The sequence below is a fragment of the Aminobacter aganoensis genome, assembly GCF_014206975.1.
GTDB classification, from domain to species: Bacteria; Pseudomonadota; Alphaproteobacteria; order Rhizobiales; family Rhizobiaceae; genus Aminobacter; species Aminobacter aganoensis.
Genome location: NZ_JACHOU010000011.1, coordinates 56,611 through 77,460, shown reverse-complemented (window position 1 = coordinate 77,460; position 20,850 = coordinate 56,611). Strand labels below are relative to the sequence as shown.

General features: G+C 64.6%; 21 protein-coding genes. 13 read left to right on the top strand and 8 right to left on the bottom strand.

All coding sequences use genetic code 11. The features are described 5' to 3' along the window. The first annotated feature begins 295 nt into the window (after nucleotides 1-295). Complete coding sequence (aqpZ, locus tag GGR00_RS19095; RefSeq protein WP_055974657.1) at nucleotides 296-985, top strand: aquaporin Z; 690 nt, start codon at nucleotides 296-298, stop codon at nucleotides 983-985. Between the two features lie 69 nt (nucleotides 986-1,054). Here aqpZ and phbB read toward each other — a convergent pair whose 3' ends face one another. Both phbB and GGR00_RS19085 read right to left on the bottom strand, forming a co-directional pair. After that, entirely contained in the window at nucleotides 1,055-1,777 is a 723-nt protein-coding gene (gene phbB / locus GGR00_RS19090; protein ID WP_184700401.1) for a beta-ketoacyl-ACP reductase, read from the bottom strand. Between the two features lie 97 nt (nucleotides 1,778-1,874). After that, nucleotides 1,875-3,059 carry an acetyl-CoA C-acetyltransferase gene (locus tag GGR00_RS19085; protein WP_184700400.1) on the bottom strand — a complete coding sequence of 395 codons (1,185 nt, stop codon included), beginning with the start codon at nucleotides 3,057-3,059 and terminating at the stop codon, nucleotides 1,875-1,877. Here GGR00_RS19085 and GGR00_RS19080 point away from each other — a divergent pair. From GGR00_RS19080 to GGR00_RS19070, 3 genes are all read left to right on the top strand, one after another. After that, a complete protein-coding gene (locus GGR00_RS19080) occupies nucleotides 3,040-3,366 on the top strand; it encodes a hypothetical protein (protein ID WP_184700399.1) in 327 nt (108 codons plus the stop codon). The genes GGR00_RS19085 and GGR00_RS19080 overlap by 20 nt on opposite strands. Then, on the top strand, nucleotides 3,356-3,958 hold the full coding sequence (phaR, locus tag GGR00_RS19075) for a polyhydroxyalkanoate synthesis repressor PhaR (RefSeq protein WP_184700398.1): 603 nt from the start codon (nucleotides 3,356-3,358) through the stop codon (nucleotides 3,956-3,958). Before GGR00_RS19080 ends, phaR begins: the two co-directional genes overlap by 11 nt. Before the next feature lie 154 nt (nucleotides 3,959-4,112). Further along, nucleotides 4,113-4,541: a GlcG/HbpS family heme-binding protein gene (locus GGR00_RS19070; RefSeq protein ID WP_055974666.1), complete on the top strand. Its 429-nt coding sequence runs from the start codon at nucleotides 4,113-4,115 to the stop codon at nucleotides 4,539-4,541. A gap of 31 nt (nucleotides 4,542-4,572) precedes the next feature. On the opposite strand, the gene GGR00_RS19065 is transcribed toward GGR00_RS19070, so the two are convergent. The 3 genes from GGR00_RS19065 to mtgA form a co-directional block, all read right to left on the bottom strand. Next, nucleotides 4,573-4,986, bottom strand: coding sequence for a hypothetical protein (locus GGR00_RS19065; protein ID WP_055974670.1), 414 nt, complete (start codon nucleotides 4,984-4,986; stop codon nucleotides 4,573-4,575). A gap of 169 nt (nucleotides 4,987-5,155) precedes the next feature. Beyond that, nucleotides 5,156-5,338, bottom strand: coding sequence for a 50S ribosomal protein L32 (gene rpmF, locus GGR00_RS19060; protein WP_008834724.1), 183 nt, complete (start codon nucleotides 5,336-5,338; stop codon nucleotides 5,156-5,158). A gap of 156 nt (nucleotides 5,339-5,494) precedes the next feature. Next, a complete protein-coding gene (gene mtgA / locus GGR00_RS19055) occupies nucleotides 5,495-6,205 on the bottom strand; it encodes a monofunctional biosynthetic peptidoglycan transglycosylase (RefSeq protein WP_055975451.1) in 711 nt (236 codons plus the stop codon). Between the two features lie 128 nt (nucleotides 6,206-6,333). On the opposite strand from mtgA, the gene GGR00_RS19050 reads away from it, so the two are divergent. The 4 genes from GGR00_RS19050 to GGR00_RS19035 all read left to right on the top strand — a co-directional run bounded on the left by GGR00_RS19050 (nucleotide 6,334) and on the right by GGR00_RS19035 (nucleotide 10,513). Beyond that, a complete protein-coding gene (locus GGR00_RS19050) occupies nucleotides 6,334-7,251 on the top strand; it encodes a polyprenyl synthetase family protein (RefSeq protein WP_184700397.1) in 918 nt (305 codons plus the stop codon). Between the two features lie 118 nt (nucleotides 7,252-7,369). Beyond that, complete coding sequence (locus GGR00_RS19045; RefSeq protein WP_055974676.1) at nucleotides 7,370-9,700, top strand: response regulator; 2,331 nt, start codon at nucleotides 7,370-7,372, stop codon at nucleotides 9,698-9,700. A 162-nt stretch (nucleotides 9,701-9,862) separates the two neighbouring features. Next, nucleotides 9,863-10,036 (top strand): hypothetical protein, encoded by a 174-nt coding sequence (locus GGR00_RS19040; RefSeq protein ID WP_156381204.1) that lies wholly within the window; start codon nucleotides 9,863-9,865, stop codon nucleotides 10,034-10,036. A 9-nt stretch (nucleotides 10,037-10,045) separates the two neighbouring features. Next, nucleotides 10,046-10,513, top strand: coding sequence for a PTS sugar transporter subunit IIA (locus tag GGR00_RS19035; RefSeq protein ID WP_055974682.1), 468 nt, complete (start codon nucleotides 10,046-10,048; stop codon nucleotides 10,511-10,513). A 6-nt stretch (nucleotides 10,514-10,519) separates the two neighbouring features. Here the strand turns inward: GGR00_RS19035 and GGR00_RS19030 are convergent, their stop codons facing one another. From GGR00_RS19030 to GGR00_RS19020, 3 genes are all read right to left on the bottom strand, one after another. Continuing rightward, nucleotides 10,520-11,374 carry a lytic transglycosylase domain-containing protein gene (locus GGR00_RS19030; RefSeq protein ID WP_055974684.1) on the bottom strand — a complete coding sequence of 285 codons (855 nt, stop codon included), beginning with the start codon at nucleotides 11,372-11,374 and terminating at the stop codon, nucleotides 10,520-10,522. A 2-nt stretch (nucleotides 11,375-11,376) separates the two neighbouring features. After that, complete coding sequence (ispG, locus tag GGR00_RS19025; RefSeq protein ID WP_055974689.1) at nucleotides 11,377-12,627, bottom strand: flavodoxin-dependent (E)-4-hydroxy-3-methylbut-2-enyl-diphosphate synthase; 1,251 nt, start codon at nucleotides 12,625-12,627, stop codon at nucleotides 11,377-11,379. 101 nt (nucleotides 12,628-12,728) lie between these two features. Continuing rightward, nucleotides 12,729-13,478, bottom strand: a complete 750-nt coding sequence (locus GGR00_RS19020; RefSeq protein ID WP_200943450.1) for a class I SAM-dependent methyltransferase — start codon at nucleotides 13,476-13,478, stop codon at nucleotides 12,729-12,731. A 105-nt stretch (nucleotides 13,479-13,583) separates the two neighbouring features. Between GGR00_RS19020 and GGR00_RS19015 the strand changes: the two genes are divergently transcribed. From GGR00_RS19015 to GGR00_RS18995, 5 genes are all read left to right on the top strand, one after another. After that, nucleotides 13,584-14,177 carry a hypothetical protein gene (locus GGR00_RS19015; RefSeq protein ID WP_055974695.1) on the top strand — a complete coding sequence of 198 codons (594 nt, stop codon included), beginning with the start codon at nucleotides 13,584-13,586 and terminating at the stop codon, nucleotides 14,175-14,177. 121 nt (nucleotides 14,178-14,298) lie between these two features. Further along, a complete protein-coding gene (locus GGR00_RS19010; RefSeq protein ID WP_055974698.1) occupies nucleotides 14,299-15,081 on the top strand; it encodes a 3-hydroxybutyrate dehydrogenase in 783 nt (260 codons plus the stop codon). A 23-nt stretch (nucleotides 15,082-15,104) separates the two neighbouring features. Continuing rightward, nucleotides 15,105-16,235 (top strand): patatin-like phospholipase family protein, encoded by a 1,131-nt coding sequence (locus GGR00_RS19005; protein ID WP_055975455.1) that lies wholly within the window; start codon nucleotides 15,105-15,107, stop codon nucleotides 16,233-16,235. 243 nt (nucleotides 16,236-16,478) lie between these two features. Then, nucleotides 16,479-17,609, top strand: coding sequence for an efflux RND transporter periplasmic adaptor subunit (locus GGR00_RS19000; protein ID WP_156381205.1), 1,131 nt, complete (start codon nucleotides 16,479-16,481; stop codon nucleotides 17,607-17,609). Between the two features lie 3 nt (nucleotides 17,610-17,612). Further along, nucleotides 17,613-20,783, top strand: coding sequence for an efflux RND transporter permease subunit (locus GGR00_RS18995; RefSeq protein WP_055974700.1), 3,171 nt, complete (start codon nucleotides 17,613-17,615; stop codon nucleotides 20,781-20,783). Nucleotides 20,784-20,850: the final 67 nt, after the last annotated feature.

Sequence of the window (20,850 nt, the reverse complement as noted above, 5' to 3'; positions counted from 1 at the left end):
TGTTCACCACTAGATGTAGTGCCGGGTCAGTTTCTCCACCTATTATCCACAGCCTGTGCACAGAACACTCCACAGCACCTCGATCGCCGCATTAACCTTTGCGTGCCATCCCGGCACACCCGTGCTTCAGCGAAAATACCTGTGATTGCATTACGTTAGGGGAACCACACCCGTTGCACCTGGGAGCGGAGCGTGTCTCCATTGCGGAGTTGAGTCTGCGCGGCGGGGGATGCCCAGGCGGGGCCTCCGGAAAATGCGGCGCACCACGCAGGCGCACGATATCGGAGGGAATATCATGTCCAAACGTCTGTTCGCCGAATTCCTCGGCACATTCTGGCTCGTCTTCGGGGGCTGCGGCAGCGCTGTCCTGGCTGCAGCGTTCCCCGAACTGGGTATCGGTTTCTCCGGCGTTGCGTTGGCGTTCGGCCTTACGGTGCTGACCATGGCCTATGCGGTCGGCGGCATTTCCGGGGGGCATTTCAATCCAGCTGTCTCGGTCGGCCTGATGATGGCCGGGCGTTTCGAAGCCAAGGACCTGGTCCCCTACGTCATCGCCCAGCTGATCGGCGCGGTCGCGGCTTCGACGGTGCTGTACCTCATCGTCAGCGGCAAGGCTGATTTCGCCGGCATCGGCGGCTTTGCCACCAACGGCTATGGCGACGCCTCGCCGGGCAAATTCGGCCTGTCCTCTGCGTTGATCATCGAGGTCGTGCTGACCTTCATGTTCCTGATGATCATCCTCGGTTCGACCAGCGAGCGCGTTCCGGCCGGCTTTGCACCGATCGCCATCGGCCTCGCCCTGACGCTGATCCACCTGATCTCGATCCCGGTCACCAACACGTCGGTCAATCCGGCGCGTTCGACCGGCCCGGCGCTGTTCGTCGGCGGCGTCGCCCTGCAGCAGCTCTGGCTGTTCTGGGTCGCCCCGATCGTCGGCGCAGCCATTGCCGGCATCGCCCACAAGTCATTATTCGGCGACAAGTAGCCCACCCATCGCCAAGAACGGAAACGGCGCCTCGCGGCGCCGTTTTCTTTGTCGGATAGAAGCCGCCGATCAGACGAAATACTGGCCGCCATTGGCCGACAGCGTCGCGCCGGTGACGAAGCCAGACTCTTCGGAGGCCAGGAACACCACGCAACGCGCGATCTCCTCCGGCTCGCCGAGACGGCCGACCGGAATCTGGGCGATGATCGATTCACGCACCTTCTCGGGAACCGCCATGACCATTTCGGTTGCGATGTAGCCGGGGCAGATGACGTTGACGGTGATGCCGGCGCGTGCGCCTTCCTGGGCCAGCGCCTTGGTGAAGCCGATGTCGCCGGCTTTCGACGCGGAGTAGTTGGCCTGGCCGGCCTGGCCCTTCTGGCCGTTGATCGAGGAGATGGTGATGACGCGGCCGAACTTGCGGTCGCGCATGCCGCTCCACAATGGATGGGTCATGTTGAAGGCACCGTTCAGGTTGGTGTCGATGACCTCCTTCCACTGCTCGCGCGTCATCTTGTGAAACATCGAGTCGCGCGTGATGCCGGCATTGTTGACCAGCACCGAAACCGGGCCGAGATCGGCCTCGACCTGCTTTATGCCGGCTTCGCAGGCGTCGTAGTCGGCGACCGACCATTTGTAGACCGGGATGCCCGTCTCGGCCTTGAACTTCTGCGCGGCCTCGTCGTTGCCGGCATAGTTGGCGGCAACCTTGTAGCCTGCGTTCTTCAGCGCGACCGAAATCGCAGCACCGATGCCGCGCGATCCGCCCGTGACGAGTGCAACCTTGCTCATGCGATTCCCCTTTTCTGCTGCTTTGTAGCCTGCCTTCACGCCAGGCTTTAGAGGCAAAAAGGGCGGCACATTGGCCGCCCTTGTCTTGTTTTCCGAGTTACATCGCCTCGACGCACATCGCGACGCCCATGCCGCCGCCGATGCACAGGGTCGCGAGACCCTTTTTCGCGCTGCGTCGCCGCATTTCATGGACCAGCGTGTTGAAGACGCGGGCACCGGAAGCGCCGACCGGATGGCCGATGGCGATGGCGCCGCCATTGACGTTGACGATCGCCGGATCCCAGCCCATGTCCTTGTTGACCGCGCAGGCCTGCGCCGCGAACGCCTCGTTGGCCTCGACGAGGTCGAGGTCGCCGACCGACCAGCCGGCCTTTTCGAGCGCCTTGCGCGAAGCCGGGATAGGGCCCGTGCCCATGATCTGCGGGTCGACGCCGGCGGTTGCCCACGAGACGATGCGGACCAGCGGGGTCAGGCCGCGGCGTACGGCTTCTGCCTCGGTCATCAGCACGACCGCGGCAGCGCCGTCATTGATGCCGGATGCGTTGCCGGCGGTGACGGTGCCTTCCTTGTCGAAGGCCGGGCGCAGCTTGGCAATCGAATCCAGCGTCGCGCCATGGCGGATGTATTCGTCCTGGTCGACGATGGTGTCGCCCTTCTTGCCCTTGATGGTGACGGGCACGATCTCGTCGGCAAAACGGCCGGCCTTCTGGGCGGCTTCGGCCTTGTTCTGCGAGGCGACCGCGAACTGGTCCTGCTCGTCGCGCGTCAGCTGCCACTGGCGGGCGACGTTCTCGGCGGTGTTGCCCATGTGGTAGCCGTAGAAGGCGTCGGTCAGGCCGTCCTTGATCATCGTATCGATCATCTTGAAGTCGCCCATCTTCACGCCGCCACGCAAGTGCTGGCAGTGCGGTGCCATGGACATCGATTCCTGGCCGCCGGCGACGATGATCTTGGCGTCGCCCACGGCGATCTGCTGCATGCCGATGGCGATAGTGCGCAGGCCGGAACCGCAAAGCTGGTTGAGGCCCCAGGCGGTCGCTTCCTGCGGCACGCCTGCAGCCATGGCCGCCTGGCGGGCCGGGTTCTGGCCGACACCGGCAGAAAGGATCTGCCCGAGGATGACTTCGTCAACCTCCTTGGGGTCGACGCCGGCCCGGGCCAGAACTTCCCTGACGGCGATGGCGCCCAATTCGTGCGCCGGGGTGTTGGCGAAGGCACCGTTGAAAGAGCCGACCGGCGTACGGGCGGCGCTGGCGACGACGATGGAGGACGAGGCGGACATGTTTCTCTCCAGACTTCGTGAGGCGAAATGGTTTATGCGCGTCGAAAACATTGGCGCTCACGACTTTTCTTGCCCGTTCCAGGACCCGAGTCAAACCGGAAAATCGCCTGCCGACGCATGCTGCGGCCGCGTTTCAGAAAATGCTGCGCAGCATTTTTTTGCCGGCTTGGGTCGGTTCGGGGTTCTTGCACTGCACAAATTACTTGGATTTGCCGTTGCTTTGCGCTTATCCTCATCACCGGCGAAATGTTACCGGCTGCTTACATGGCATACCGGTCTTCCGGGGGAGGATGCTGATGCCTGCTAAAGATGCGCCAATCGTCATAAAGAAATACGCCAACCGGCGGCTCTACAACACTGGCACGAGTACTTATGTGACGCTCGAAGACTTGGCCGAGATGGTCAAGAAGGGCGAAGAATTCACAGTACAGGATGCCAAGACCGGCGAAGACATCACCCATCCTGTACTGACGCAGATCATCTTCGAACTGGAGAACAAGGACGGCCAGAACATGCTGCCGATCCCGTTCTTGCGGCAGTTGATCTCTTTCTACGGCGACCAGATGCAGATGGTCGTGCCGAGCTTCCTCGAACAGTCGATGCTTGCCTTCTCGAAGGAACAGGAGCGTTTCCGCGAGCAGATGAAGTCGACCTTCGGCAAGACGCCGATGGACGTGATGAAGGGCGCGGCCCCGATGAAGGCGCTCGAGGAGCAGACGCGCCGCAACATGGAATTGTTCCAGAACGCGATGCGCATGTTCACGCCCTTCCCCGCTCAAGGCGCCGGCCCCGCTCCCGCCGAACCCGCCAAGAAAGACGCACCGGAAAAGCCGGACGAGCTGAAGGAGCTCAAGGAACAGCTTGCCGCGATGCAGCGCAAGATCGACTCGATGGGATGACACCCGGACCGCCTTGGCGGATCGAACGCCCGCCGGACGTTTCAAGCCGCGCCCGGCCCCTACCCTTTGGGCGAGAGATTTTCAACCTGACGCAGGGTTTTGCTCGGCCGTCCAAGCGTGTTTGCTAGGCGCTCAACAATGGAGGACCCTGCAAATGACCGAACTGACGCTGGCCAAGGCCAACGCCATCATCGCCACCGCGTTCGAACTGGGCGGCAAGAACAACTTCAAGCCGCTCGGCATCGCCGTGCTTGACGCCGGCGGCCACCTGCTGGCCTTCCAGCGCCAGGACGGCTCTCCGTTCATCCGCGCCGAAGTCGCCTCGGGCAAAGCTTATGGCGCGCTGGCAGTAGGGTCGAGCTCGCGTGCACTCGGCGTCGCCGCCGTCGAGCGGCCGCATTTCTTCCAGGGGCTTTCTGCCGTCTCAGGCGGCAAGATCGTGCCGGTACCGGGCGGCGTGCTCATCCGCAACAGGGATGGCGCCGTGCTCGGCGCGGTCGGCATTTCGGGCGATACGTCGGACAATGACGAACTGGCCGCGATGGCCGGCATCGAAAGCGCCGGCTTCGTCGCGAAAGTCTGACCTCACGCGCGTCCCCCATGGGGGCGCGCCTCTACTCGCGACCGAAAGTGACGTCGCGACCGGCGGAACGAAGGGAAACCGAGAAGCCCGCCAGCACATCCAGCAACGCGATGACCATCAGGGTGAAGAACACCGGGTGCGCGGCCCCGCGCACCAGCAGGAACTCGACCAGGAACGCGACGAAGACGAAGGTCGACAGCAGATGGTCGACCACCGACGCGTTGGTCGTGCGCGTCGACTTGACGATCTCGACGAACAGCAGCAGCAATCCGACGACGACCAGCAGGTTGCCCAGCGTCAGCGTGAAGACGCCGCCAGACATCATGTTGAGCGACAGGATCTCCCCCGCCCACGGATCGCCATTGACGCCGCTGCCGAACAGGCCGGCGAGGCCGACGTTGAACAGGATGAAAGGGATGATCAGAAGAGGAATGCCCGCGAGCATGGACCAGTCTCCGCGTTGCGCCGGCATCTTCTAGAATCCCCGAACGCCTTGGCGTCAAGAGATTTCAGCACCGTCCGGACACGCAAAAAGAAAGGACCGGCTCGAGCCGGTCCTTTCTTGATAGGCGTGCTGGGGAAAAGCGGTTTGGCTTTTCCCGGGGAAAGCTGTCTCAGCTTTCCTTCGGCGTCAGAACCTGGCGACCGCGGTACATGCCGGTCTTCAGGTCGATGTGATGCGGGCGGCGCATCTCGCCGGAATTCTTGTCCTCGACATAAGTCGGGGCCTTGAGCGCGTCGGCCGAGCGGCGCATGCCGCGCTTGGACGGGGAGGTTTTTCGTTTCGGAACAGCCATGGAAATACTCCACCAATCGGTCAAATGACCCCGACCGCCCTCGTGAAAGGGCCGCATCCGGGGCCGGAATCTGAGAAAGTTGGCGAGGCTATACACGGCGAGACGGAACTTGACCAGCCCGAAGCGACTCTTTTTTCGGTCCCGGCCTGCGTCATCCTAGTTCAGGCACTGGACATAGGCGCCGGCCTTGCCGGCCCGGCGCTCGATGACCGTCGCCAGTCGCCGCAGTCCGGGGCCGGGCTTGGCCGGGTTGCGTGCCGCGGGATTGGGCAAGGTCACCGCAAGCAGCGCCGCCTGGCGGCGGGAAAGCTCGCTCGCCGGCTTGCCGAAGTAGTGCTGCGAGGCGGCCTCGATGCCATAGATGTTGGGTCCCCATTCGGCGATGTTGAGATAGATCTCCATGATGCGCCGCTTCGGCACCAGCGCGTCGAAATAGATCGCCAGCGGCAGCTCGACCACCTTGCGCAGGAAGGAGCGGCCGTTCCACAGGAACAGGTTCTTCACCGTCTGCATCGGAATGGTCGAGGCACCGCGGGTCGCCTCGCCGTCCAGGGCATCGCTGATGACGCCCTTGAGTTCGCCCAGGTCGACGCCGCGATGGCTGCAGAACTGCCCGTCCTCCGACATGATGACCGAATGCGCCAGCACCGGCGCGATGTCGTCGAGCGCCACCCATTGCCGGTCGTACCCTTGGAGGGTGACGAGGTCCTTGATCATCAAGGTGGAGATAGGACGAACGACGGGCGGCATGTAGAGGACGGTCAGCACGACCGGCAGCGCGGCCATGATGGCAACGGTCAGCACGCCGAGCCGCACCCAGCGGCGCAGGCCTCCACGCGAGAAGATCCCGCGTCGTGCAGCTGCCATGTCCAGCCTTTCGGTTTCCGGCTCTATGATCGGTTCCGCCAACCCGTCCGCCCTTGCCTCTCAGCCTTTCGGCATAAAGGCGCTTGGCTTCTTGCGCAACGTCTGACTGTCGGCTACCGCTCGCCGCCATGACGAACGACAGCCATATCCTGTTCGAAACCGCCCTTCGCATACGCGCCGACGCCGTCGCGGCCGAGCTCCGGCTTCTGCTCGACGAACGCATCCTGCCCGGCGAGATCGCGCGGCCCGGACATCTGATGGCCGCCATGCGCCACGGCGCACTCAATGGCGGCAAGCGGCTGAGGCCATTCCTGGTGATGGAGAGTGCGGCGCTGTTCGACGCCGACGCTGAGGCGGCACTTCGCGTCGCAACCGCGCTCGAATGCGTGCACTGCTACTCGCTGATCCACGACGACCTGCCGGCGATGGACGACGACGACCTGCGCCGTGGCCTGCCGACAGTGCACAAGGCCTTCGACGAGGCGACCGCCATCCTGGCCGGCGACGGCCTGTTGACACATGCCTTCGACATCATCGCCGACGAGGCCACGCCGCTGCCGGCGGAACGCCGGGCAGCGCTGGTGCTGGCGCTGGCGCGCGCCGCCGGCCCGGGCGGCATGGTCGGCGGCCAGGCGCTCGACCTCGACGCCGAGCGCAACAAGCCCGACGAAGCCGGCATCATCCGCCTGCAGGCGATGAAGACCGGCGCGCTGATCCGCTTCGCCTGCGAGGCCGGCGCCATCATTGCCGGCGCATCCATTGCCGACCGCGAAAGGCTGGCCGAGTTCGGCTCGGCGATCGGCCTTGCCTTCCAGCTCGCCGACGACCTGCTCGACCTCACCGCCGACGCTGAAACCATGGGCAAGGCGACCGGCAAGGATGCTGCCGCAGGCAAGGCGACGCTGGTATCGCTGCACGGCGCCGACTGGGCACGATCGCAGCTGTCCGGCCTGGTCAGTCAGGCTCATGCCTTGCTCGAACCCTTCGGCGAACGCGCAATCATGCTCAAGGCCGCAGCAAGTTTCGTCGCCGAACGCAACAGCTGACCCGGCAACGGTTCTTGAGGAACTACTTAAATACCCGGTTTTGGCGGGTCAGAAACTCTTAATGTTAATGGTGTCTATTCCGGCTCTGTAAAATTGTGCGTATGTGTTGGGGTTGCGCATGCCGGAGCACTCGTCGTTCATCCGTTCGGTACGGATCAGATATCTTTCGGGCCTGCTGATCTTCGCGCTCACCTCCATGGCCGTGATGATGGCCTTCAGCCAGGGCAACGCGTACCGCCGCGACGTCGATGCCATCGCCACCGAGCTCCTGTCGTTCACCCGCGACCTGCGCAACGCCACCAACTTCGCCGAAACCACGACCACTGCCTGGCGCCCCGAAACCCGCGACGCGCTGGCGGCTGCCGGGCGCAACCATGCGGCACGGCTCGAAGCCGGCATCGACAGCCTGACCGGCGCCATCAATGCGGTACGGCCAAGGCTGGCCCAAAGCTCGTTGCGCGAGATCGACAGCGCCTCGGTCAATGGCGACTTGTTTTGGTCGGCACGCGATATCGCCAGCAATCTCGGCGCCCTGGCGACGGCCCAGAGCCCCGACGAATGGAGCTATCGCGAGATCCGCAACCAGAACGACCTGTTCGCCCAGCCGATGCTGCTGCGCGCCAGCGGTGCGATGGAAAAGGAACGCCGCTTTGCCGAGACCCGCAGCGACAGGCTGCTGATGACCGCGGCCGCACTGCTGATGCTGGTCATCGGCGGTGTCGCGGTCTGGGTTTTCCGGCCGATGGAACACGCCATCCGCAAGGCATTTTCCGAAAGCGCCGAGTCGCTGTCGAAGGCGGAGGCCGCCGACCGCGCCAAGTCGGAATTCCTCGCCAACATGAGCCACGAGATTCGCACGCCGATGAACGGCGTTCTCGGCATGGCCGAACTGCTGGCGCGAACCGACCTGACCCCGCGACAGAGGACCTTCACCGATGTCATCGTCAAGTCGGGCAACGCGCTGCTCACCATCATCAACGACGTGCTCGACTTCTCCAAGATCAACGCCGGCCAGCTGACGCTCGACCCCGCCCCGTTCCATCTCGGCGAAGCGGTCGAGGACGTCGCGACACTGATCTCGGCGCGCGTCGCAGAGAAGAACCTCGAACTCATCGTCCGCATCGACCCCGGCCTGCCGACGCATGTGACAGGCGACGTCGGCCGCTTCCGGCAGATCATCACCAACATGGTCGGCAACGCGGTGAAGTTCACCGAGCGCGGTCACGTCCTGGTCGACGTCTCCGGCGAACTTGTCGGCGAAACGGTGGCGCTGAAGGTGCGCGTCGAAGACACCGGCATCGGCATTCCCGCCGACAAGCTGCAGAGCGTGTTCGAGAAGTTCGCCCAGGTCGACGGCAGTTCGACCCGCCGCCACGAAGGCACCGGCCTCGGCCTTGCCATCGCCGCCCGCCTCGTCGACCTGATGAGCGGCCATATCGGCGTCGAGAGCGAGCTCGGCAAGGGCTCGGTATTCTGGTTCACCGCCCTGCTGCCGCTCTACGAGGCGCAGCAGGCGAGCAGTGGCGTGCCTGTCGATGTCACCGGCGCACGCGTGCTGGTCATCGACGACAACCCGGTCAATCGCGAGATCCTGCTCGAGCAGCTCAAGAGCTGGGGCTTCGACTGCGCCGCCGCCGAAAGCGGCGCCATCGGCCTTGCTTTTCTCGACCGTGCCGCCCAGCTCGGCGCCAGCGTCGATTGCATCATTCTCGATTACCAGATGCCGGGCATGAACGGCGCCGACGTCGCCAAGGCGATCGCCGCAGACAGCCGCACGGCCTCCATTCCCGTGGTGCTGCTGACCTCGGTCGACCAGGTCGATTTTGGCCGCATGGTGCTCGATTTCGGGATCGCCGCGCATTTGACCAAGCCGGCGCGCTCGGCCGTGCTGCTCGGCACGGTAATTGCCGCGGTGCAGAAGGCGCGCTCGCAGGCGGGCCGCACCGAGTTCGTGCGCGAACCCATCCGCCAGGCGCCGCCGGCCTTCACCGTCATCCGCGGCCCGGCGCCGGCGCCGCTCACCCAGCCCGAACCGACACCACTGCAGAATGGCGGGCTCGACGTGCTGGTGGCCGAGGACAACGAGGTCAACCAGCTGGTCTTCGGCCAGATCCTCTCCGGCCTGGGCCTCAGCCACCGCATCGCCGGCAACGGCCGCACGGCGGTGGAGATGTACCGTACCTTCAAGCCGAAGCTGATCCTGATGGATGTCTCGATGCCGGAGTTGAACGGCTACGAGGCGACACGCGCCATCCGCGCCGAGGAAGCGGCCAACGGCACCCGCACGCCGATCATCGGCGTGACCGCCCATGCGCTGAAGGGCGACCGCGAGAAATGCCTCGACGCCGGCATGGACGACTACCTGCCCAAGCCGGTGTCCCCGGACAAGCTCGGCGCCAAGATCGGCACCTGGCTGAGCGAGAGCGCCGAGCTTGTGCAGTCGGCCTGACGAGCAGATCGACCGGCGTGGGCTGCCGCGCCTATATGACTTTCCTATTTCTTGGGGCGTTGGCCTCTCTCGAATCCTGATGCTGCGGCTTCTAGCTTCCTGAGCATGCCCGGACGTCGGCAATTCCTGCCGCGCCGGCGCAAGCAACAAGGGAAGACCGAGATGCTTCGCACCCACATTCCAGACAGGTTCGCCAGCTCCGACATTGCCGACACGACCAGGCCACAGGCCAAGCCCGTCACCGGCCAGACCGAGCCTTTCATGTTCACCCGCCTGTTCTTCGTCACCGGCGTGCTGCTCGGCGCACTGGCGCTGGCTGCCATGCTGTCCAGCTGACCGCCGGCCATGAATATCTCCGACGTCCTGCAGCCCGACGACGTCATTCTTGGCCTTCAGGCCGAGGGCAAGACGAGGCTCCTCAAGGAAATGGCCCGGCACGCCGCAGCGCGCACCGGCGTCAGCGCCGCCGAAATCACCACAGCGCTGTCGTCACGCGAAAAGCTCGGCTCCACCGGACTGGGACAGGGCATTGCCATTCCGCATGCAAAGCTGCGCGGCCTGCAGCGACCGTTCGGAGCCTTTGTCCGGCTGGCAACGCCCTGCGATTTCGAGGCCATCGACGACCAGGACGTCGATATCGTCCTACTCCTGCTTTTGCCGGAAGCAGCACCGCCGGAATATCTCAATCTGCTGTCGAGGATCGCTCGGATGCTGCGCGAGCCCGGCCTGGTGGCAAAACTCCGCCAGGAAAACGATGCGGCCGTCATTCATCATCGTCTGCTCGCCACCGAGCGAACGCCATCAGCCGCGTGACGCGCTTCAGCGGTTCCTGACGACGAGGCAGGAACCGCCGGCGCCGCGCAGCTTCTGGCAAATGACCGCGGCCTCGCCGCGATCGTCGGCGCCGATGCGGACAGTATAGATGCCGCGGCGGCCGATCGGCGTCCGCACCCGGCTGACGACGGGATCATGTGACGAAAGCAGCGCCGGGAAGCGCCTTTCGAGGCGCTGCCACTGCTTGATGGCGGCCGAGCGCCGGAAATTGCCGGCGACCTGGATGCCCCAGGGCTTCACATGCACGTTCGCCATGGCCACCGTTGCCGACATGATGACCGGCAAATTGCGGCAGGCGACGAGGAACGCCATTTTCGAATCGAGCGGCCGGTTGGTGCCGGCATAGGTCTTGTCCGAAAAATTGTCTGCCGGCTCCCCCATGATGTCGAGCACGTAGTCCTCGGTTTCGAGCGGCAGGAAACCGCCCGACGCCAGCCAGCGGGTGACGCGGTTTTCCCCCGCATTGTAGGCCGCGGCCGCCAGTCCGAGATTGCCGAAGCCCGACTTGAGTTCTCCGAGATAGCGCGCCGAGGCGGGGATCGCCTGGTCCATGTCGAACGGATTTGCCAGGCCGCGCATGCGGGCGGTGCCGGGCATGAACTGGGCAATGCCCTCAGCGCCGGCCGGACTGACCGCGTTTGGATCGAAGCGGCTTTCCTTCCAGATCAGCCGGGCGAAGAATTCGCTGGGCAAGCCATGGCGCTTGGCATGGGTGTCGATCAGGTCGCAGACGCGGGCGACATGATCCTTCTTGCGCGAGCGCGGCGGGTCGGCGAGCGTTGGCGCGCACAGGGCCACGGTGACGAGGAAAGCCAGCGCTGTCCCCACCAGGCTCCGCATCGCTATTCGGCGGCTGCCCTGCCGCCGCCGAAGCGCCGGTCGATGTAGTCGGCAACCATCTTCTCGAAATCGGCGGCGATCGACGGCCCGCGCAGCGTCGCCGCCTTCTTGCCGTCGATGAAGACGGGCGCGGATGGCGTCTCGCCGGTGCCGGGCAGCGAGATGCCGATGTCGGCATGCTTGGATTCGCCGGGCCCGTTGACGATGCAGCCCATTACCGCGACCTTGAGTTCCTCGACGCCGGGGTATTTCTCGCGCCACACCGGCATGTTCTTGCGCAAGTCTTCCTGGATGGTCTGCGCCAGTTCCTGGAACACGGTCGAAGTGGTGCGCCCGCAGCCCGGGCAGGCCGCCACGATCGGCACGAACTGGCGGAAGCCCATCGTCTGGAGCAGTTCCTGCGACACCTGCACCTCGCGGGTGCGGTCGCCGTTCGGCTCGGGCGTCAGCGAGATGCGGATGGTGTCGCCGATGCCCTGCTGCAAGAGGATGCCCATGGCCGCCGAAGAGGCGACGATACCCTTGGAGCCCATGCCGGCCTCGGTCAGGCCGAGATGCAGCGCATGGTCAGAACGGGCGGCAAGCATGGTGTAGACGGCGATCAGGTCCTGCACCTGGCTGACCTTGGCCGACAGGATGATCTTGTCGCGCGGCAAGCCGATTTCCTCGGCGAGATCGGCCGAGATCAGCGCCGACTGCACGATCGCCTCGCGCATCACCTGGTTGGCGGTGAGCGGAGAACCCTTTTCCTGGTTCTCGTCCATCAGCCTGGTCAAGAGGTCCTGGTCGAGCGAACCCCAGTTGACGCCGATGCGCACCGGCTTGTCGTGGCGGATCGCCATCTCGACGATGTCGGCGAACTGCTTGTCCTTCTTGTCCTTGAAGCCGACATTGCCCGGATTGATGCGGTATTTCGCAAGCGCCTCGGCACAAGCCGGATGATCGGCCAGGAGCTTGTGGCCGATGTAGTGGAAGTCGCCGACCAGCGGCACGTCGATGCCGAGGCGGGCCAGCCTGTCGCGGATGTGCGGCACGGCGGCAGCGCTCTCGTCGCGGTCGACGGTGATGCGCACGATCTCGGAGCCGGCGCGGTGCAGGGCGGCCACCTGCGCGACAGTCTTGTCGATGTCGGCGGTGTCGGTGTTGGTCATCGACTGCACGACGACGGGTGCCTCGCCGCCGACGATCACGCCGCCGACGCTGACACCGACCGACTGGCGGCGGGGGAACGGAGAAGAAAAGTAGCCGGTCATCGGACGGCCTTTTTAAGCTCGAGGTATCAGCGCCTGAGGTGGCGCGCGCTGGTTGCGATGTCAATATCGCAGGAGGTCGCGCCCGCCAAGGGCGACGCTGTCTAGCCTGCGATCACGATGATTTCGGGGCTGTCGGCATGTAGGGGCGAGCGATCCCAATCGCCATACCAGTCGACGTTTGCGAAACCTGCACCGGCAAGCGCTTGCGCGAGTTGGTCGCGCTCGATGAAACGCAGCATGCTCGGCGTCACCACCCTGTCGCCATCGGCAAATCCGAAATGCGTCTCGTAACGGACGAGCTGGCCTTCGACCGAGGTCACGTCATAGTGCACGGCCACTGCCCCGAGGCCATCGACCTCCACCTGCTTGGACGTTTCCGCAGCCGTCCATTCTTGCCATTCGCGCGCCGCCGGATTGCGGGTCTCGAACGCCAGCCGGCCGTTCGGCGCGAGATGACGGCGCAGATTGCCGAGCATCGCAGCGATGGCATCGTCGGTCAGGAAAACCTGGAACACGTGACCGGTCATGACAACCAGGTCGAAGCGCGTTTCCGTCACAAGGCCCGCAGCATCGCTTGCGATCCAGTCGACCAGGTCGCCACCGGGTCGCGAACGGGCGATGGCCAGCATGCCGGCGGCCGGATCGGCACCGGTCACCTTGTGGCCGCGGCGCGCGAACTCGACGGCGAGCAGGCCGGTACCGCATCCCATGTCGAGAATGGTCCTTGGCCTCTCGCCGGCGACATCGAGATAGAAGTCGGTATCCCTGCCTGGAGGATTGAGGGCGTCATAGACGGAAGCAAGGCGCAGGTCGCTGTAGCTCTGGTCGGTCATGGCGCGATGAGTGGCCAACAGCACTGTCCTTGTCAACGAACATGGAGGACCGGTTCGACCTCGCCGACCGGCTTAACAGCAACGGCGATTGGGCTATGATGGGCCATTCCATTGGGGGATGCCATGCCGATGATGCTTCGCGGACCCGCACTGTCGCTCGCCCTTGCGGTGGGCCTGTTTGTCGCCGGACAGGCCCTTGCCCAGGCCATCGAGCCCGGCAAGGAGGGCGAGCTTGCCAATTTCATTCCGCCTCAGGCGGGCGCCCGCGCCTGCTTCAGCCGTGTCTACGATGCCGCGCATCTGAAGAGCCACCCGAAGCAGCAGGTGACGGAAATGCAGTTCCACATCGCCTACTACATACACGATCCGGACGAGTTCGCGCCCAAGGGCCAGCGCAACTACTACTTCCAGCTTCTGGCCAAGCTGCGCGACGCGCAACAGGGCAGGCCCCTGACCGCCATGGGTGAATGCAGGGCGACAAAGGACGGCAAGTCGATCTTCTGTGGCGTCGACTGCGACGGAGGCGGCGTGATCGTTAAGCGAAGCGGCGCCGACAAGGTGCTGGTCGATCTCGAGGCAATGGGACGCCTGCGCATGACGCTCGACTGCGGCGAGGATGAGGCCGATGCGTTCGAGCTGACGCCGGGCGCGGACGACAACCGTTTCCTGCTGTCGAAAATGCCTCAGGCCGAGTGCCCCGCCTACGACGACTGGTAGGGTTCCAAGGGCCGCTCGTCCCGCAATTTCACGAAACCGTGCTGCGGCAATGCTTTTATTGCGCCGCACAGCACGTATATGTTGCATCGCAATATAGGCATTCCGGAAGGACCCATTCGACATGACCACGACCAGAACCGCCATCGTCACCGGCTCGACCTCCGGCATCGGCCTCGCCATTGCCGAGGCTTTCGCCAGGGACGGCTTGAACGTCGTCCTCAACTCCTTCTCGGATACGCCAGCCGACCACGCGCTGGCGGAAAAGCTCGCCAAGGAACACAAGGCTGCTGTCGTCTACATCAAGGCCGACATGTCCAAGGGTGCGGAGTGCCGCGACCTCGTCGCCAAGGCAGCCGAACGCTTCGGCTCCGTCGACGTTCTGGTCAACAATGCCGGCATCCAGCATGTCGCGCCGGTCGACGAATTCCCGAGTGAAAAATGGGATGCGATCATCGCCATCAACCTGACCTCGGCATTCCACACGACTGCCGCAGCGATCCCCCTGATGAAGAAGGCCGGCGGCGGCCGCATTATCAACGTCGCCTCCGCCCACGGCCTTGTCGCCTCGGCCTACAAGTCGGCCTACGTCTCAGCCAAGCACGGCATCATGGGCCTGACCAAGACCGTCGCGCTCGAAGTCGCGCGGGAGAAGATCACCTGCAACGCCATCTGCCCCGGCTATGTGCTCACCCCTCTGGTCGAGGTCCAGATCCCGGACCAGATGAAGGCGCACAACATGGACCGCGAGACGGTGATCCGCGAGGTCATGCTCGACCGCCAGCCGACCAAGGAGTTCGCCACCGTGGAGCAGATCGCCGCGACGGCCGTCTTCCTCGCCTCGCCGGCGGCAGCCCAGGTAAACGGTACCCACATCTCCGTGGACGGCGGCTGGACAGCGCAGTGACGGGCAGCAAGGAACAGGCCGCCATGGCTGGAAACGGCAAGGCGGAGGAGAAGAAGCCGATCAATGTCGCCCTGCAGGGCGGCGGCTCGCACGGGGCCTTTTCCTGGGGCGTTCTCGATCGCCTGCTGGAAGACGGACGGCTCGACATCAAGGCGGTGTCGGGCACCAGCGCAGGTGCGATGAACGCGGTGGCCCTAGCCGACGGCTGGGTGCGCGGCGGCGCCGACGGCGCCCGCGCCAAGCTTGCCGACTTCTGGCGCGCGGTGGCTCGCAAGGGTCGCTTCAGCCCGGTCCAGCGCTCGCCCTGGGACATGTTGTGGGGCAACTGGTCTGTCGAGAACACGCCCGGCTACATCTGGTTCGACACCATGTCGCGCGTGTTGTCGCCCTATGTCGCCAACCCGTTGAACCTCAACCCGCTGCGCGACGTCGTTGCCCAGGAGATCGATTTTGGCAACGTGCGGGCCTGCAAGGCGATCGACCTGTTCATCTCGGCCACCAACGTCGAGACCGGCCAGTTGCGCGTCTTCAGCGACGGCGAGATAGACCTCGACACCGTCATGGCATCGGCCTGCCTGCCGCAGATCTTCCAGGCCGTCGAGATCAATGGCGTGCCCTACTGGGATGGCGGCTACGGCGGCAACCCGGCGATCTATCCGTTCTTCAAGGCCAACGACAGCGACGACGTGCTGCTGGTCCAGATCAACCCGGTGGTCCGCGAGGCGGCGCCCAAGACCGCCAACGAGATTCAGAACCGCATCGACGAGATCACCTTCAACGCCGGCCTGCTGCGCGAATTCCGGGCGATCGCCTTCGTCAAGGAACTGATCGCCGCCAGGCGCCTGCCGGAAGGTGAATTCCGCGACATCCGCATGCACCGGATCGATGCCGACGAGGCGTTCAAGGACCTGTCGGCTTCGTCCAAGATCAATGCCGAATGGGCGTTCCTCGAATATCTGCGCGACCTCGGCCGCACCGCTGCCAGCGACTGGCTCGAAGACAACTTTGATTCGGTCGGCAAGCACCCCACGCTCGACCTGTCCGGGCAGCTCGACGATGGTTTCAAACCGCTCCGCGGCCCCTCCGTCGGCCGACGCGTGCGTGAATTCCTGGCCACAAGAACGAGGCCGGCAGCCGTCAGGAAACACAACTAGGCCGCGAAAAGCGGGCTTTCGGCAGCAACAACCGCAGCGTGCTGACATATCCTGCCAGTTTTGTCAGGATGATATTTCCATTACTTTTTATCACTATTTTGCGATGCACATTTGATGTAGAAGACGCCCTTCCGCCCCTTTGCCCCCGTGGCGGATTGAATGCGGCATTGCGCGCTACCATATCGGGACGACGCGCCAAGCAAGATGGCGGTGAGCCGTAGCCGTCCTTAACGGAAAACGACAATGTCGAAGATTAGGTTCCATAAGCTTGCAGCCTTGGTCGTGCTCGTCGCATTCGCCGCCTGGATGGGCACCGGCGAATTCTCGTCGGTAGGCAGCGCCCAGACATCCCCTGACGAAAAGCCGGCTCAGGCCGAACAGCCCAAGGCACCGCTGCGCACCGTGATGGTGGTGGCACCGCCGCGCCTTGACCATGCTCGCGCCATTCGCGTCTCCGGCCAGACCGAAGCCGACAAGCGCGCGACGCTGGCGACGCGCGCCGCCGGCATCATCGCCGAACTGCCGGTCAGGCAGGGCGACCACATCAAGCAGGGCGATCTCGTCCTGATGCTCGACGCCGAGGAAAAGGCCGCGGCTGCCGAGACGGCGAAGGCCGTGCTCGCTCAGCGCAAGGCCGAATGGGAAGCGACCCAGAAGCTGATGAAGGCCGGTTCGGTGGCCAAGCTGCAGGCCGACGGCGCATGGTCCAATTACCAGACCGCGCTGTCGCAGTTGCAGGCAGCCGAAGCCGAACTGTCGCGCAACCAGATCAAGGCGCCTTTCGACGGCGTCGTCGACCGTGTCGCTGTCGAGCTCGGTTCGTCGGTCGTCCAGGGCGGCGAAGTGGCGACGATCCTCAGCCTCGATCCGATCCTCGCCAAGGGCGAGATCAGCGAGCGCGACCTGCGCTACGTCAAGATCGGCGACGAGGCGGAAGTCAAGCTGGTCAACGGCGAGGTCGTGACGGGCAAGGTGCGCTACATCAGCCGTGACGCCACGTCCCAGACCCGCACCTTCCCGGTTGAAATCGCCATCCCGAACGCCGATGGCGCCATACCCGCTGGCATGACCGCCGAAATCACCGTGCGCGCCAAGCCGGTGGACGCGGTGATGCTGCCGCGCTCGGTGGTGACGCTGAGCGAAAACGGCGACCTCGGCATCCGCGCCATCGACGCCGCCTCCAAGGTGGTCTTCTATCCGATCGACCTTGTCGACGACACGCAGAAGGGGCTGGTGCTCGGCGGCATTCCGGCCGCGGCACAGATCATCATCGCCGGCCAGGATCTGGTCAAGGAAGGCGACGAGGTGAAGGCCGAGCCGGCCAGCGAAGCCGTGCTCAAGAAGCTCGCCGAAGACGCGACCGGGACGCAGTAAAAAATGGATATCGTCAAGCTTGCGATCCGCAATGCGCGACTGACCCTTTCGGTCCTGCTGTTCCTCGTCATCGCCGGTACGCTCGCGTATCGCGCCGTGCCGAAGGAAGCAGAGCCGGACGTCGCCATTCCCATCATGTATGTCAGCCTCGTCTATCAGGGCATCTCGCCTGAGGACGCCGAGCGCCTGCTGCTGAGACCGGTCGAGTCACAGCTCAAGAACCTCAAGGGCCTCAAGGAGATGAGGTCCAACGCCTATCAGGGCGGCGCCAACGTCATCGTCGAGTTCGACCCGTCGGTGGATCTGGGCGATGCGCTGATCGACACCCGCAACAAGGTGCAGGACGCCAAGCGCGACCTGCCGGCGGGCGTCGAGGAGCCGACGGTCAACGAGGTGAACCTGTCGGAATTCCCGGTCCTGGTCGTCACCCTGTCGGGCGACGTGCCCGAGCGGGCGTTGACTGCTGCCGCCAAGCGGCTGCGCGACCAGATCGAGGAAGTGCCCGGTGTGCTCGAAGGCACGCTGCAGGGCTCGCGCGACGAACTCGTCGAGGCGATCATTGATCCGGTCAAGCTGTCGTCCTATGGCCTGCAGCTCGACCAGATGATCCAGGGCATCAGCCAGTCCAACAGCCTCGTCGCCGCTGGCGCCATCGAAGGCTCGGAAGGCAAGTACGCCGTCAAGGTGCCGGCGCTGATCGAAACGCCGGAGGATGTGGCGCGGCTGCCCGTGGTGGCGACGCCGAATGCCGTCGTGCGCGTCCAGGACCTGGCCACGGTGCGTTCGACCTTCAAGGACGCCGAGACGATCACCCGCCTCGACGGCAAGCCGGCAATCGCGATCGAGGTCAAGAAGCGCATCGGCGCCAACATCGTCGAGACGATCGACGGCGCAAAGGCCGTCGCCGACGCGTTCGTCAAGACCGCGCCGGAAGGCATGAAGGTCACCTACACCCAGGACAAGTCGGTCTTCGTCAACCAGTTGCTGAACGACCTGCAGAACCACGTCCTGATTGCCGTCATCCTGGTCTTCATCGTCATCCTCTATGCGCTGTCGGGCCGGGCTTCGCTGCTGATCGGCCTCGCCATCCCGTCATCCTTCCTGATGGGCATCCTGGCTCTGGCGCTCATGGGCTACACGATCAACATGATCGTGCTGTTCAGCCTGATCCTGGCCGTCGGCATGCTGGTCGACGATGCGATCATCGTGACCGAGTTTGCCGAACGGCGCATGTCCGAAGGCATGCCAAAGGAAGAAGCGTTCGAGCTGGCCGCCAAGCGCATGGCCGGCCCGGTCATCGCCGCCACCATGACCCGCATCGCGGCGTTCTCGCCGCTGCTGTTCTGGCCCGGCATCATCGGCGACTTCATGAAGTACCTGCCGATCACGCTGATCGTCACGCTTGCGGCGTCGATGGCCTACGCGCTGATCTTCGCGCCAACAATCGGCGCCCTGTTCGCCAAGGCACCGAAGCATCACGAAGAAGACCTCAAGGACGGCGTCTACATGGGCGTCGTCAAGAAGGCGGTCACCTACCCGATCACCGCGCTGGTGCTGACGGTCGCGCTGCTGACCGGCGGCACCTATGCCTATGTCAAGTTCGGCAACGGCGTGGAGTTCTTCCCGACGGTCGAGCCCGACTATGGCCTGCTCTATGTCCATGCGCGCGGCAACCTCTCGCTCGACGAGATGGACGCCGCCACGCTCGAGGCTGAAAAGCGGATCCTCGGCTGGCCTGGCATCAAGTCGGTATACACCCGCTCCGGCAAGAGCCGCGGCGGCCAGGACATCCCCGAGGACGTCGTCGGCGTAATCCAGTACGAGTTCGTTGACTGGCGCGAACGCAAGTCGGCGCACGTCATCCTCGACGAACTGCGCGCCACGATGGCCGGCATTCCGGGCGTCGACGTCGAAGTCCGCGTTCCAGACGCGGGCCCGCCGACCGGCAAGGCGATCCAGGTCCAGCTCGCCGCCGTCGACCCGACCGGCCTCAACGACTACGCCAAGGACGTTGCCGCGGCGGTCGCCAAGGTACCGGGCGTCATCGACATCTCCGACGGCCTGCCCCCGCCCGGCATCGACTGGGCGCTGGAAGTCGACCGTTCCAAGGCCGCGCAGTATGGCGTCAGCCCGACTGCGGTCGGCACCGTCGTGCAGCTGGTGACCACCGGTCTCAAGCTCACCGACTATCGCCCGGCCGGCGCCGACGATGCTGTCGACATCCGGCTGCGCCTGCCGGAAGACCGCCGCACGCTTGCCGCGCTCGACCAGCTGCGCATCGTCACCCCTCAGGGTTCGGTGCCGATCTCGAACTTCGTCTCGCGCAAGCCGGAGCAGACCGTCGGCGTCCTGAACCGTGTCGACGCCAAGCGCACGATCACCATCCAGGGCAACGTCGCCTCCGGTTATCAGGTTGCTGCGGTGCAGGCCGAGGTCAGCAAGGTGGTCGAGCAGATGGCCCAGCCCGGCATCGACTGGAAGCTGGCCGGCTCCAACGAGGACAGTGCCGAGGCCAGTGCCTTCCTCGGCAATGCCTTCGGTGCGGCGATCTTCCTGATCTTCATCGTGCTGCTGGCGCAGTTCAACAAGTTCACCAGCGTCATCCTGGTGCTGACCTGCGTTGTCATGGCGACGGTGGGAGCGCTGCTCGGCATGCTGTTGACCGGCCAGTCCTTCGTCATCGTCATGTCCGGCATCGGCATGATCGCGCTGGCGGGCGTGGTGGTGAACAACAACATCGTGCTGATCGACACCTATGACAGGTTGCGCGACGAAGGCTGGAACAAGCTCGACGCCGTGCTCCAGACCTGCCGCGAGCGTGCCCGTCCGGTTGTGCTGACGGCGTTGTCTGCGATCCTCGGCGTTCTGCCCATCGCCTTCGGGCTTGGGCTGGAGATCTTCCACCATGAGACGACGATCAATGCGCCGTCGACCCAGTGGTGGATCGCGCTGTCGTCGGCCATCGTCTTCGGCCTGTCCTTCGCCACGGTCCTCACCCTGGTGGTGACGCCGGCAATGCTGATGGTGTTTACCCGCGAGAAACGCAAGCCGGGCCAGCGCGGCTGGTTCAGCAGGCTGTTCAGATGGGGCAAGGATCGTGTTTCCAAGGGGACTGCCGCGCCGGCGGACTCCAAGGATGAACCTGCAGTGGCCTTCCCCAAGGCCGCCGAATAACCAGTCTACAACTGGATCGAAAAAGGCCGCCCGGAACGACCGGGCGGCCTTTTGCGTTGCTGCCTTG

Bases quoted from the DNA above. Each gene is read 5' to 3' on its own strand.
- aqpZ (WP_055974657.1), top strand. From the start codon at position 296: ATGTCCAAACGTCTGTTCGCCGAATTCCTCGGCACATTCTGGCTCGTC.
- phbB (WP_184700401.1), bottom strand. From the start codon at position 1,777: ATGAGCAAGGTTGCACTCGTCACGGGCGGATCGCGCGGCATCGGTGCT.
- GGR00_RS19080 (WP_184700399.1), top strand. From the start codon at position 3,040: ATGGAGGACGAGGCGGACATGTTTCTCTCCAGACTTCGTGAGGCGAAA.
- GGR00_RS19085 (WP_184700400.1), bottom strand. From the start codon at position 3,059: ATGTCCGCCTCGTCCTCCATCGTCGTCGCCAGCGCCGCCCGTACGCCG.
- phaR (WP_184700398.1), top strand. From the start codon at position 3,356: ATGCCTGCTAAAGATGCGCCAATCGTCATAAAGAAATACGCCAACCGG.
- GGR00_RS19070 (WP_055974666.1), top strand. From the start codon at position 4,113: ATGACCGAACTGACGCTGGCCAAGGCCAACGCCATCATCGCCACCGCG.
- GGR00_RS19065 (WP_055974670.1), bottom strand. From the start codon at position 4,986: ATGCTCGCGGGCATTCCTCTTCTGATCATCCCTTTCATCCTGTTCAAC.
- rpmF (WP_008834724.1), bottom strand. From the start codon at position 5,338: ATGGCTGTTCCGAAACGAAAAACCTCCCCGTCCAAGCGCGGCATGCGC.
- mtgA (WP_055975451.1), bottom strand. From the start codon at position 6,205: ATGGCAGCTGCACGACGCGGGATCTTCTCGCGTGGAGGCCTGCGCCGC.
- GGR00_RS19050 (WP_184700397.1), top strand. From the start codon at position 6,334: ATGACGAACGACAGCCATATCCTGTTCGAAACCGCCCTTCGCATACGC.
- GGR00_RS19045 (WP_055974676.1), top strand. From the start codon at position 7,370: ATGCCGGAGCACTCGTCGTTCATCCGTTCGGTACGGATCAGATATCTT.
- GGR00_RS19040 (WP_156381204.1), top strand. From the start codon at position 9,863: ATGCTTCGCACCCACATTCCAGACAGGTTCGCCAGCTCCGACATTGCC.
- GGR00_RS19035 (WP_055974682.1), top strand. From the start codon at position 10,046: ATGAATATCTCCGACGTCCTGCAGCCCGACGACGTCATTCTTGGCCTT.
- GGR00_RS19030 (WP_055974684.1), bottom strand. From the start codon at position 11,374: ATGCGGAGCCTGGTGGGGACAGCGCTGGCTTTCCTCGTCACCGTGGCC.
- ispG (WP_055974689.1), bottom strand. From the start codon at position 12,627: ATGACCGGCTACTTTTCTTCTCCGTTCCCCCGCCGCCAGTCGGTCGGT.
- GGR00_RS19015 (WP_055974695.1), top strand. From the start codon at position 13,584: ATGCCGATGATGCTTCGCGGACCCGCACTGTCGCTCGCCCTTGCGGTG.
- GGR00_RS19010 (WP_055974698.1), top strand. From the start codon at position 14,299: ATGACCACGACCAGAACCGCCATCGTCACCGGCTCGACCTCCGGCATC.
- GGR00_RS19005 (WP_055975455.1), top strand. From the start codon at position 15,105: ATGGCTGGAAACGGCAAGGCGGAGGAGAAGAAGCCGATCAATGTCGCC.
- GGR00_RS19000 (WP_156381205.1), top strand. From the start codon at position 16,479: ATGTCGAAGATTAGGTTCCATAAGCTTGCAGCCTTGGTCGTGCTCGTC.
- GGR00_RS18995 (WP_055974700.1), top strand. From the start codon at position 17,613: ATGGATATCGTCAAGCTTGCGATCCGCAATGCGCGACTGACCCTTTCG.